The organism is Labilithrix sp. (genome assembly GCA_019637155.1).
Lineage (GTDB): Bacteria > Myxococcota_A > Polyangia > Polyangiales > Polyangiaceae > Labilithrix.
This window is the reverse complement of record JAHBWE010000013.1, coordinates 328,114-340,122: the sequence shown is the minus strand read 5'-3', so window position 1 is coordinate 340,122 and position 12,009 is coordinate 328,114. Positions and strand designations below refer to the sequence as shown.

11 protein-coding genes are annotated in these 12,009 nt (G+C 68.9%); 3 read left to right on the top strand and 8 right to left on the bottom strand.

Features of this window, described 5'->3' with window-relative positions:
• Both KF837_27800 and KF837_27795 read right to left on the bottom strand, forming a co-directional pair.
• On the bottom strand, nucleotides 1-620 hold a 620-nt coding region (locus KF837_27800), incomplete at its 3' end, for a hypothetical protein (GenBank protein MBX3231158.1).
• Nucleotides 621-682: 62 nt separating this feature from the next.
• Complete coding sequence (locus KF837_27795; protein ID MBX3231157.1) at nucleotides 683-1,411, bottom strand: hypothetical protein; 729 nt, start codon at nucleotides 1,409-1,411, stop codon at nucleotides 683-685.
• A gap of 190 nt (nucleotides 1,412-1,601) precedes the next feature.
• Between KF837_27795 and KF837_27790 the strand changes: the two genes are divergently transcribed.
• On the top strand, nucleotides 1,602-2,507 hold the full coding sequence (locus tag KF837_27790; GenBank protein MBX3231156.1) for a hypothetical protein: 906 nt from the start codon (nucleotides 1,602-1,604) through the stop codon (nucleotides 2,505-2,507).
• 9 nt (nucleotides 2,508-2,516) lie between these two features.
• On the opposite strand, the gene KF837_27785 is transcribed toward KF837_27790, so the two are convergent.
• Nucleotides 2,517-3,476, bottom strand: a complete 960-nt coding sequence (locus KF837_27785; GenBank protein ID MBX3231155.1) for a hypothetical protein — start codon at nucleotides 3,474-3,476, stop codon at nucleotides 2,517-2,519.
• Nucleotides 3,477-3,629: 153 nt separating this feature from the next.
• Between KF837_27785 and KF837_27780 the strand changes: the two genes are divergently transcribed.
• Complete coding sequence (locus KF837_27780; GenBank protein MBX3231154.1) at nucleotides 3,630-4,406, top strand: hypothetical protein; 777 nt, start codon at nucleotides 3,630-3,632, stop codon at nucleotides 4,404-4,406.
• 57 nt (nucleotides 4,407-4,463) lie between these two features.
• On the opposite strand, the gene KF837_27775 is transcribed toward KF837_27780, so the two are convergent.
• Nucleotides 4,464-5,477, bottom strand: coding sequence for a metallophosphoesterase (locus KF837_27775; protein MBX3231153.1), 1,014 nt, complete (start codon nucleotides 5,475-5,477; stop codon nucleotides 4,464-4,466).
• Nucleotides 5,478-5,844: 367 nt separating this feature from the next.
• A complete protein-coding gene (gene lon / locus KF837_27770; protein ID MBX3231152.1) occupies nucleotides 5,845-8,367 on the bottom strand; it encodes an endopeptidase La in 2,523 nt (840 codons plus the stop codon).
• A 240-nt stretch (nucleotides 8,368-8,607) separates the two neighbouring features.
• On the opposite strand from lon, the gene KF837_27765 reads away from it, so the two are divergent.
• Nucleotides 8,608-9,552, top strand: a complete 945-nt coding sequence (locus KF837_27765; GenBank protein ID MBX3231151.1) for a hypothetical protein — start codon at nucleotides 8,608-8,610, stop codon at nucleotides 9,550-9,552.
• Here the strand turns inward: KF837_27765 and KF837_27760 are convergent.
• The 3 genes from KF837_27760 to KF837_27750 all read right to left on the bottom strand — a co-directional run bounded on the left by KF837_27760 (nucleotide 9,549) and on the right by KF837_27750 (nucleotide 12,009).
• Nucleotides 9,549-9,773 (bottom strand): hypothetical protein, encoded by a 225-nt coding sequence (locus KF837_27760; GenBank protein ID MBX3231150.1) that lies wholly within the window; start codon nucleotides 9,771-9,773, stop codon nucleotides 9,549-9,551. The two genes, KF837_27765 and KF837_27760, sit on opposite strands and share 4 nt — an antisense overlap.
• Before the next feature lie 223 nt (nucleotides 9,774-9,996).
• On the bottom strand, nucleotides 9,997-11,253 hold the full coding sequence (clpX, locus tag KF837_27755) for an ATP-dependent Clp protease ATP-binding subunit ClpX (GenBank protein MBX3231149.1): 1,257 nt from the start codon (nucleotides 11,251-11,253) through the stop codon (nucleotides 9,997-9,999).
• A gap of 69 nt (nucleotides 11,254-11,322) precedes the next feature.
• Nucleotides 11,323-12,009 (bottom strand): ATP-dependent Clp protease proteolytic subunit, encoded by a 687-nt coding sequence (locus tag KF837_27750; protein MBX3231148.1) that lies wholly within the window; start codon nucleotides 12,007-12,009, stop codon nucleotides 11,323-11,325.

Genomic DNA, 12,009 nt, shown 5'->3' with positions numbered 1-12,009 from the left:
CGCTCGGGCTTGGACGGGGCGCCTGCGTCTTTGTCTGCGGGCGGGGGCTCCTCCGGCTTGGGGGCGCCCGCGTCTCGCTCGCCGGGAGGCGGCTCCTTCGGCTCGGGCTCGGGCTTCGGCTCGGGCTCGGGCTTCGGCTCGGGAGGCGGCGGATCCTCCGCGACCGCGGAGACGAGGAACTTCGCCGGCTTCAGGCCGGCCTCGCGGACGATGAGGTAGAGCGTGCCCGCGTCGGCCTTCGTCAGCTCGTAGGTGAGGAACGCGGAGCCCGAGCCCGTGCTGCTCGACGCGAGCGTCACGAACGCGCCGTTGGTCAGCCAGATCTCGGGTTTCGCCCCGCGCGTGCGCGCGTCGACGAGGAAGCGGAGCTTCGTGCCCGGCGTCTCCGCCGTCAGCGAGAGCGCGGTGAACGGCGCGGCCGGTGAGTAGTCGATCGTGCGGCCGCTCCCGTCGAGCACGAGCGGCGTCGCGTCGATCGCGGCGAGCGGCGCCGGGGTCGCGGCCCCCGCGTCCCTCTCCCCCTCGATCTGCGCCGACGCCCCCTCGGCGCTGTCGTCCGTCGACCCGCAAGCCAACATGAGCGCGGCAGCAAGCCCCAAGGCCACGTACAGAGAGCGCATCGAGGCCATTTACGTCAGCGCGCGCGCGGAGCTACCTCTTTTTGTCGACCGCTCCCATTTTTTTACGGATCCGGCGCCGAGCCGAGGTCCTTCCGGATCGTCGTCGTGCACATCTCCTCGTCCTTCGCGCCCTCGACCATCCGGCAGCGGAGCCCCTGGAGCCACAGCTCATGAGCGGCGGGGAGCGACGTCGCCATCGACGAGACGAGGGACGGGAGCCCCGCGACCCAGCCGGTCTGGCACTCCTCCGTGATCACGCGCGTGCCGCCGGCCTCGGCGCGGAAGATCCAGCGATGGAGCGCCTTCGTCCCCGTGCTCTCGGCGAGCCACGCGAGGCGCGACTCGCGCGCGTCGCGCTGGAGCTCGACGACGGTGTTGCTCTGCGTGACTCCGAACGTCGACCAGCGGTACGTCTGGCCGACGCTCGTGAGGCGATCGACGCTCGGCGCGCCGGAGTTCGGATAGAACGAGCGATACTCGCGCGGCCGCGTCATGAGGTCGTGGACCTCCAGCGGCGACACGCCCTCGAGGAAGACCTCGTTGTGCGCGAAGATCTCCGCGCGCTCCGGCGCGAAGCCGCGCGGCCACGGCGACGGATCGGCGTCACGCGCGCTCGAGCGCACCGCCCAGTCGGGGTGCGTCCGCTCGAGCCAGCGGAACCACTTGCTCGCGTTGAACAGCTCGAGGTTCTGCTCCGAGCTCTCGGCCACGTCCTCGTCCTCGCCGGCAGCGCACCCTTGCACCGCGAGGGCCAGCGCGATCCACGTGATCCGCGTCGTCAGAGGCTTCATGGCCTTGCCCGGAAGCACCCATCGGACCACCAACGATTCCACGGAGATCGCCGCGCCCTCGACTTCGGATCATGGCTCGGCGATCCCACGTCCTCCGAGCGAAATCAGGGAAGAAATCGCGCTCTGAAACCTCGCCCCGCGGCGCGCGACGCGCATCGTTTTCGGAGCGCGCGATGGTAGAGCCGCGCGCATGCGACCTTACCTCTTCGCCTCCATCCTCTTCGCCGCCGCCGCGTCCTGCGCCGCTCCCGCCGACGAGCCCACGATCGCGAGCGACTCCGCCGCGATCGGTCCGCTCGGCAGCGCCGAGATCGCCGGCACGATCGCCGTCGGTGAGCGCAGGCTCGTCGACTACACGGGCACGCCGTCCTTCCGCGCGCTCCAGGTCGACGCGCTCGCCGGCGATCGCCTCGAGGTCTTCGGGCGGACGATCACCGCCTTCACGGGCCAGCCTCCCCTCCTCTGGATCACGGCGCGCGACGGCATGCGGCTCGCCGGGCCCGGCCGTGGCACGCTCTCCTACGACGCTCCGACGACAGGGCCGGTGTTCATCGTGCTCCGCGATCCCACCTTCTCGGAGGGCAAGATCGAGATCGAGCTTCGCCGCCGCGGGTCCACGCCCGCGCCGCTCTTCGCGCTGCCGTCGTGGGCGGACGGAGCGCATCGCTTCGACCTGCGCTGCAGCCTCTCCGGGACCGCGTTCGACGTACCGATGACGATGATCGTGCATCCGCCGACCGCGTCCGGTCGCAAGCCGATCACGTTCGCGGCCCATAGCTTCGACGACGACGGCCTCCCGGAAGCGCGTGAGGGTTACACGCTCCTCACCTCCACCGGCTCCGTCACGCCGACGAGCCTCTTCGCCGCTCCGGCGCGGTGGGGCGTCGAGATGGGCACCGATCCGCGCAGCCGCGTCGTGGTCGAGGGGGAGAGCCCCAGCCGGATCGTGGTTCACTACGAAGAGGCCACCCCCGCCGGGTGGATCCGCTTCGCCTCCGGCTCGCTCATGGTCGAAGGCGACGGGAGCATCGAGCTCTGGCTCCGGCGCGTCGGCCCGTCGATGGTCAGCTGCTACGCCACCATCGCCGCGCCCTGACCGCGGCCCTCACGGCGCGCCGAGCGACTGGACGCGGCCCATCGCGTTCACCTCCGCGCGGTAGCTCTTGCCGACCGCGTATCGCTTCACCGCGGCGGCGCCCTCCTTGCTCGCGTCGACCTCGAAGGTGTACGCCTTGCCGTCGTTCCCCTTCAGCGCGAAGACGGCGTTGTTCGTCGTCGCCCCGACGCGCCGCGCGCCGCCGGTGGCGAGCCCCGCCGCCGGATCGGGCGGCTCGCTCCCGTCGCTCGTCTTCTTCTCGAGCGTCTCCTTCTTCGCCCAGGTGTCGACCTCGTAGCGGACCCACGTGTCGTCGACGTCCTTCGTGACCATGTTCGGTCGCTCCTCGTAGACGTCCTCGAACATCCCGTTGCCGAGGTTCTTCTGGCCGACCTTCACCTTCTTCGTGCCGTCCTGGACCTCCTTCGGGCGCCGCTTCGTCTCCTTGGCGACGACGCGCGCGCCGTCGGGGACCTTGTCCTGCCACGCCTCCTCCTTCTTCGTCTGCCGCTCCTCGATCTGCGCGGTCTTGATCCACGCCGCCGACTCCACCGTGACCTGTAGCGCCGTCGTCCGGACGAAGAAGAACCACACCGCCGCGCCGACGAGCACGACGAGCCCCGCGAGGATGCCGAGGACGAGCGCGGCGGACGACTTCTTCGCCGCGACGGGCGCGACCGGCGTGAACTGCTCCGCCCTCCGCACCGCGCCGTCGGGGCCCGCGCCGCACTGCTGGCAGTCCATCTTGCCCGCGCGGTTGTCCGCGCCGCAGTACTTGCACGTCCAGTCGGCGCCGGCGCGCGCGCGCGCGACGAGCTCGGGGTCCTCGACGACGGGCGCGGAGTCGTCGGTGTAAAACGGCACGTTCGCGCCGCGCGGACGGCCGCAGCCGTTGCACGTCGGGTTCGGCCCGAGGTTCTTCTTCGCGTTGCACGAGGGGCAGTCCCAGTACCCGATCCGGATCGTCACGCGCGCGATCCTACGAGACACGGCGCGCCGCGTCTCGCCTCGTCGTCGCGCTGTCAGGAACGGGTCGCCTCGATCGTCCGTCCGGGGAGCCTGCTGGAAGGCTCCACTTCAGAGAGAGACGAACGAACGATGCGATCGAGTCGATGGGTTTGGGTGCTGCTGCTGGGCGTGTTCGCGACGGGATGTGACTCCGAGGACCCCGAGCCGGAGGCGCCCCCCGCGCAGCCCGCGCAGGTGAACGAGCAGATCGCCGCCTCCATGGCGCAGAGCACGATCGGCGCGCTGAGCGCGAGCGCCGGAGCGGGCGGCTCGTCGGCGGCCTCGCTCGCCGCGGTGGCGCAGTCGTCGCAAGGCCTCTTGCAGTCGTCGAGCCCGGGCGCGCCGGGCACGCGCAGCGTCGCGAGCGCGCTCGACGTCGCCGGCGGCGCGGTCGGTCTGCGCGACCTCGACGGTCCGGGCTGCACGTGCACCGCGACCGAGTGCAACTTCGTGCGCTGCTCGCCGCTCTCCGCGAGCACGTCGAGCGGCGGCTATGAATTCACGATCGACGGCTACTACTCGTGGGCCGACGGTCACGTCGTCTGCCGAGACCTGAAGTACACGTTCAGCGCGAGCGGCGCGAGCACGGGCGGGCTCTCGGCGTCGAACGTCGACGTGACGTTGAGCTGCGACCTGACCGTCACGTCCTCCTCGATCGACGGCTTCATCCGCTCGGCCGGGGCGACGAGCACGAGCATCGCCGGCCAGAGCACGCAGTTCGCCTACTCGTCGAGCTGGGACGTGACGACGACGTTCGACGACGTCACCTTCGGCGCGAGCCGCGCCCCCACCGGCGGCAGCATGCACGTCGAAGGAACGACGAGCGTGACCTACGGCGACCAGACGACCCGCTCCGCGGGCAAGGCCGACGTGACCTTCCCCATCCGGTGACGTCGCCGCCCCACGCCTTCGCGAACGAGGCTTCGTCGAGGCGGTCGAGCATGCCGGTCACGGACCGCGGAGCACGCGGACGTCGCCCTTCGCGATCTCGAGGACCTCGACGTCGCCGCCGTACGCCTCGGACATGCCGACGTCGATGCGCCACGCCTCGCCGTCGCACGCGCTCGAGATGCCCCCTTCCTGGATCGTGTGGCCCATGACGAGCCGCGACGCGTGGAGCTTCGAGAGGGTCTGCGTGAGCGTGGCGCAGGCGCTCGGCGTGACGGTGCCGTCCGAGTAGGCGCGCGTCCAGATCGGACCGTCGTCGGCGACCGCGATCGCGGGCGGCTCGGCCGCGCGGCCGGCGAGCCACTCGCGCACGCCGTCGTTGATCCGATCGATCCCGTACGTCGCGTGCTTGAGGTGCACGCCGCCGTGGGCGAACACGCTGTCGCCGACGCGCACGACGAGCGGTCGCTCCGCGAGGATCGACGCGTACACCCCGCCCGGCGCGAAGGCGGACGCGCGCCCGCGCTTCTCGTCGCCGAAGCGCGCGGCGCGGCTCGCGGCGGGGCCGGTCGGCGTGAAGCCGTCGAACGGCGCGTACGCCTCCGGCGCGACGTACCGGAAGTCGAACATCGCGTTCATGATCTCGTGGTTGCCGGCGAGGGCGATCACCTCGCCGCCGCTCGACTTCGCGTCCTTCGCCAGATCGGTGAACAGGTCGAGCACCGCGCGATCGTCCGCGCCGCGATCGATCTGGTCGCCCGTCTGCACGACCACGAGGTCGCCGCCGATCCACGAGTCTCCGTCGCCGATCGCGCCCGCCATCCGCAGCGCGCGCCGCGCCGCCCCGACGTCGCCGTGCAGATCGCCGATCGCGACGACGCGGCTCGCCGCCGGACGCGCGCTCCGCGGCGAGAGCTCCGGCACGCCCCGCTGCTCCGCTTCTTGTTCCTCCGCGCCCGGACCGACGCCGCCCTCACATCCGGCATGGAGCGCCGCGAGCGTGACCAGGACCGAGAGCGCGCGCCACCTCCTCCGCACCCGTGCGAGCTTACCGGCAGAACGACGCGCCGTCATCGCGCCTGCGCTTCATCGCCAATCCAGGCGGCCCCCGAGCTCGGCGATCGCCCTCGGTCCGCGTTAGGTCGAGAAGAGGTCCTGAACGAGCGCCGGGACCTCGACGTCGACGTGGACGCTGGTCTCGTCGTGCGACACGCGGATGCCGAGCAGCTCGAAGGAGCTCTTGTCGGCGATGAAGCCCGTTGATCACACAGAGCTCCTCCTCGTCCTCCTCTTCGGGCGCGAAGACGACGGCCCCGGTCTGGAGATCGAGCATCGCGACGTGAAGATCGTAGGGCGATCGGTCCATCGCGTCGCCGATCTCGTCGAGCATGACGGTCGTGGGCTTGGTCCTCGCCATCGCGCCCGCCTCCGCGCGGAGTCGTCAGGCGTTGCCGCTCGGGACGGGGGCGCTGCCGGGGTCGGGGGTCTTCGGGAGCACCGCGGGGGGCGGGGCGCCGTCGATCGTGGGCTTCGCGCCGCCGTGCTTCACGACGAGCTCGCCGTTCTCGTACTCCCACGACTCGCGCGGCGGGCCGAAGAGCGCGTTCGGATCCGACAGGCAGAGCGCCTCGCGCAGCACCTCGTCCGCGTGCTCGACGAGGATGATGCGCGTCGCCTTCAGCACGCGGCGCGGCACCTCGCGGAGGTCCTTCCGGTTCTCGCGCGGGACGATGACGGTGCTGATGCCGGCGCGGTGCGCGGCGAGGAGCTTCTCCTTCAGCCCGCCGATCGGCATCACGCGACCGCGGAGCGTGAGCTCGCCCGTCATCGCGAGGTCGCGCTTCACCGGCACCTTGATGAGCGCGCTCGCGAGCGAGGTCGCCATCGTGATGCCGGCGGAGGGCCCGTCCTTCCGGATGAACTCGGGGAAGTGAACGTGCACGTCGAGCTTCGAATAGAACTCGGGATCGAGGCCGAGCGCGCCCGCGCGCGAGCGCACGTAGCTCATCGCCGCCTGCGCGCTCTCCTCCATCCCCTTCTCGAGGAGGCCCGTGATCACGAGCTTGCCCTTGCCCGCGACGACCGCGACCTCGCACGCGAGGAGCTCGCCGCCGCCCGACGACGTGACGGAGAGGCCGTTCGTGAGGCCGATCTCGTCGCGCTCTTCTTTCTTGTTGAGCGAGAACTTCGGGACGCCGAGGAACGTGGGCACCGTCTTCGCGACGACCTCGATCGGCTTCTCCTTGCCCTCGTTCACGACCTTGCGCGCGACCTTGCGGCAGATCGAGCTGATCTCGCGCTCGAGCGAGCGCACGCCCGCCTCCCGCGTGTAGTGGTGAATCACGGTCCGGATCGCGTTCTCGCTCAGCGTGAACGGGACGTCCTCGAGCCCGCACTCCTTCGTCTGGCGCGGCACGAGGTACTTCACCGCGATGTTCATCTTCTCGAACTCGGTGTAGCCGGAGAGCTGGATGATCTCCATGCGGTCCTGGAGCGGCACCGGAATGCTCCCGAGCGTGTTCGCGGTGGTGATGAACATCACGTCCGACAGGTCGTAATCCATGTCGAGGTAGTGATCGTTGAAGTTGTGATTCTGCTCCGGGTCGAGCACCTCGAGGAGCGCCGCCGCGGGATCGCCGCGGAAGTCGGTCGACATCTTGTCGATCTCGTCGAGGAGGAAGACGGGGTTGTTGGTCCCGACCTTCTTGAGGTTCTGAATCAGCTTTCCGGGGAGCGCGCCGATATAGGTCCGGCGGTGGCCGCGGATCTCCGCTTCGTCGCGCACGCCGCCCAGCGAGAGGCGCTGGAATTTGCGGCCCGTCGCGCGCGCGATGCTCTTCGCGAGCGAGGTCTTTCCGACGCCGGGCGGCCCGACGAGGCAGAGGACCGGGCCTTTGAGCTTCTTCGTGAGCGCTTGAACGGCGAGATATTCGAGAATGCGCTCTTTGATTTTCTTTAGACCGTAATGGTCCTCTTCGAGGATCTCTTCCGCCTTGGCGAGGTCGTAGTTCTCTTCCGACTTTTCGTACCAGGGCAGGCCGATGATCCAATCGATGTAGTTGCGCACGACCGTCGCCTCGGCGCTGGTCGGGTGCATCATCTTCAGCTTCTTGAGCTCCTTCTTGACCTTCGCGAGAGCCTCTTTGCTCATTCGCTTGGTCTTGAGCTGCTCCTCGATTTCCTGAATCTCGTTCTTGAACTCGTCGCGATCGCCGCCACCCAGCTCCTTCTGGATCGCCTGCATCTGCTCGTTCAGGTAGTACTCCTTCTGCGTCTTCTCCATCTGCTTCTTGACGCGGGAGCGGATCTTCTTCTCCACCTGGAGGATCTCGATCTCGGCCTGCATCAGCTCGTGGAGGCGCTCGAGGCGCTTCACCGCGTCCTCCATCTCGAGGAGGGCCTGGCGATCGGTGAGCTTGATCGTCGGGAGGTTCGCGACGATCGTGTCGGCGAGGCGCGCGGCGTCGTCGATCGTCTGCGCGCTCATGAGGACTTCGGGCTGAACCTTCTTGTTCAGCTTCACGTACATCTCGAAGGCGGCCTGCACCGAGCGCATGAGGGCCTCGACCTCGACGCCCTTCGCGCTGTTCTCGGCGACCTCCTCCACCTCGACGAGGAAGTACTCCTCGGTCTGGGGGAACTTCTTCACCTTCGCGCGGCGCTTGCCCTCGACGAGGACCTTCACCGTGCCGTCGGGCAGGCGAAGGAGCTGCATGATGGTGCCGAGCGTGCCGACCTGGAAGATGTCCTCCGGCGTCGGCTCGTTGGTCTTCGCGTTCTTCTGCGCGGCGAGGAAGATGTCTTTGTCGCGCGCCATCGCGGCGTCGAGCGCGTTGATCGAGCGCTCGCGACCGACGAAGAGCTGACTGACCATGTGCGGGAACACGATGATGTCCCGCAGCGGCAGGAGGGGGACGGTTCGCTTCTTGGGACCAGGCTTGCCGTCGTCGCTCTTGAAGAACATGTGGCTCGGACCGTTTTACCCCGGATCCTGGGCGGGCACAAAGGCGCGTCGCCCTTTCTTTCCGCGCATTTCCGTGAGCGCAACCGCGCGGACCGAGCTCGTGCATCCGTCACGCGCGCGCGGAGCGGGCCGGCCCGCCGACCGGTGTCCGCGCCGGGAGACACCGCCCCCGCCGCACGCCACGACGAGCACGTTATCTTTCAGATTTTTCGGTGGAACGCGGCCTGCTGTAGCGCGGGCATGCGCGTCGTCCCTGCCCTCGCCGTCGTCCTCACGCTCGTGGGCTGCGCCGCGACCTACGAAGAAGAAGAGCCGCTCGAGGTCCGAAGCGAGGCGATCACCGAGCCCGCCGCCGCCACCGAGCCCGCCGCCGCTGCTGAGCCCGCCGCCGCTGCTGCGGGCTCGGCGTGCACCGCGGCGACGACGTGCGCGACCATCCGCGAGCGCGCTCCGTCGGCGAGCGCGTGCTCGCTCCTCGTCGTGTTCGACGGCTCCGGCGTCTACTCGCCCGACACGAACTCGAACGTCGGCGTCCTCTACAAGACCGCGCTCGGGCCGGCGGCGACGTCGGGCGCGGAGGGCCTCAACGGAGAGGTCGTCGATGCGAGCACGACGCGCGTGTACATCGAAGGTGTCCCCGCGCTGCCGTTCGGTGCGTCGGCGGAGCGCGTGGAGCGTGGCCGCGGCGCGATCTGCCAGCACCTCGCCGCGCGCCCCGGCGCCGCGTGCGACATCGTGCTCGTCGGCTACAGCCGCGGCGCGTTCATCGCGAACCAGGTCGCGCACGCGCTGAACGACCACGGCTGCGCCGACGGCTCGCACGTGGGCCAGCGCATCGCGTTCCTCGGCGCGTTCGATCCGGTGTCGAAGCAGATGGGCAACGAGTGGGAGGACGCGCGCACGAAGACGGAGCACCGCTGGCACGGCGACGTCCCGCCGAACGTCGACGCGGTGCTCCAGGTCTACAAGGACCCGCTCGCCGATCCCCGCGGCGGCATCGAAGGAATGACGCTGACGACGACGCTGATGAGCACGGGCGCCGTCGCCTCGAGCTGCCGCGCGCCGATGACGGCGAAGGACCACCCCGACGGCAAGAGCTGGCACCACGGCGAGATCGGCCACGGCCAGCTCCCCCTCGACACGATGAAGTGCGCCCTCGAACGCTCGGGGCTCCGGCTGTTTTAGACCGCGACGACGAGCACGGTCGGAGAGTGCGCGTTGAGCGCCCGGAGATCGTCGGGATCGCTCGTGTACACGATCCCGCCCCCGCGCAGCGCCGCGGACGCCATCACGACGGCATCCGCGAGCGTCGCGCCCTCGACCGCAGCGAGCGCCTCGCCGGCGGCACGACAGAGCGGCACGCTCATCAGCTCGAGCTCGCACCGGCGGAGGATCGCCTCTCGCACGTCCACTCCGCGTCGATTTCGGCCGCCCGTTCACGCGCGAGCGGAGGAATCCCGAGCTCCTCGGCGAGGCTCGCGATGGCCCTCCGCTTCTCCTCACGCTCGACGAGCTCCGCGAGCAGCGCCGAGACGTCGCCGCCATGATGAAGCTTCGCGAGCGCCTTGAGCTTCGAAAGCGTCTCGGACGCCAGCGACAGGCCTGAACGTAGCACGCGCGCGGCCAGCGTCAGGCCGACTCGGTTTCCTTCTGGTAGACGATGAGGGGCGGGTCGCCCTTGTTGATCGTCTCCTCGTTGATGACGACCTCCTTGATGCCGGAGCGGGAGGGGACGTCGTACATGATGTCGAGGAGGGAGCCTTCGAGGATGGCGCGGAGGCCGCGGGCGCCGGCGTTGCGCGCGAGGGCCTCGCGGGCGACGGCGCTCAGGGCGGACTTCGTGAACTTCAGCTTCACGCCGTCCATCTCGAAGATCTTCTGGAACTGCTTCACGAGCGCGTTCTTCGGCTTCGTGAGGATGTCGATCAGCGCCTCCTCGTTCAGCTCGTGGAGCGTCGCGATGATGGGCAGACGGCCGATGAACTCGGGGATGAGGCCGAACTTGAGGAGGTCCTCCGGCTCGACCCGCGCGAGGAGCTCGCCGAGCTTGAAGTCCTTCTTGCTCTTCAGCTCCGCCCCGAAGCCGAGCGTCTGCTGGCCCGTGCGGCGCTGGACGATCTGATCGAGGCCGACGAACGCGCCGCCGCAGATGAAGAGGATGTTCGTCGTGTCGACCTGCAGGAAGTCCTGCTGCGGGTGCTTGCGACCGCCCTTCGGCGGCACGTTCGCGATCGTGCCCTCGATGATCTTCAGGAGCGCCTGCTGCACGCCCTCGCCCGAGACGTCGCGCGTGATGCTGGGGTTGTCGCTCTTGCGGCTGATCTTGTCGATTTCGTCGATATAGACGATACCGCGCTGGGCGCGCTCGACGTCGTGGTCGGCGTTCTGCAGCAGCTGGACGATGATGTTCTCGACGTCCTCGCCGACGTAGCCCGCCTCCGTGAGCGTCGTCGCGTCCGCGATCGCGAACGGGACGTGGAGGATCTTCGCGAGCGTCTGCGCGAGGAGCGTCTTGCCCGAGCCGGTCGGGCCGAGGAGGAGGATGTTCGACTTCGAGAGCTCGACGTCGTCCGACGTCACGCGCGAGTCGATGCGCTTGTAGTGGTTGTGGACGGCGACCGCGAGGATCTTCTTCGCGCGGTCCTGGCCGATCACGTAGTCGTCGAGGATCGATTTGATCTCCGACGGCTTCGGGATCGGCGTGGAGCCCGCGTAGGGCTCGTCCTTCTCCACTTCCTCCGCGATGATGTCGTTGCAGAGGCCAATGCACTCGTCGCAGATGTAGACCGTCGGTCCCGCGATGAGCTTCTTCACCTCCTTCTGCGACTTTCCGCAGAAAGAGCAGCTCAGGTTACCGCCCGTGTGATCGTCTCGACGCCGCTCCAATGCCTGCCTCGCTTCAAGAGCCCGAAAAAGCCTATCGCCCCGTCCGAACAACGGCAAGCTTGCGCCTGCTCACTTCTCCTTCGTGCCGTCGCTCTTCTTCTTCGGCGCGACCATGACGTTGTCGATCAGGCCGTACTCCTTTGCCGCAGCCGCGCTGAGGTAGAAGTCGCGATCGATGTCCTTGTGGATCTGGTCCTTGTTCTTGCCGGTCGCGTTGGTGAGGATCTCGGTCAGCACTTCCTTCAAGTGCCGGATCTCGCGCGCCTGGATCTCGATGTCCGACGCCTGACCACGTGCGCCGCCCATCGGCTGATGGATCATGATCCGCGCGTTGGGGAGCGCGTTGCGGCGGCCCTTCGTGCCGGCCGCGAGGAGCACCGCCGCCATCGAGGCCGCCATGCCGAGGCACGTCGTCGACACGTCGCAGCGGACGTACTGCATCGTGTCGTGGATCGCGAGGCCGCTGGTCACCACGCCGCCGGGGCTGTTGATGTAGACCATGATCTCCTTGTCCGGGTCCTCGCTCTCGAGGAACAGGAACTGGGCGATGATCACGTTCGCCAGCATGTCGTGGATCTCGTCGTAGAGAAACACGATGCGGTCCTTGAGGAGCCGGTCGAAGATGCTCCAGCCGCGCTCCCCGCGATGCGTCGTCTCGACGACGTTCGGGATGAGCACGCTCCGGGTCTGCTCGAGCAGCTCCTTGTTGCTCTCGAGAACGTTCAGCGCCTGCGCACGCGTCTCCGGCCTCTTCAT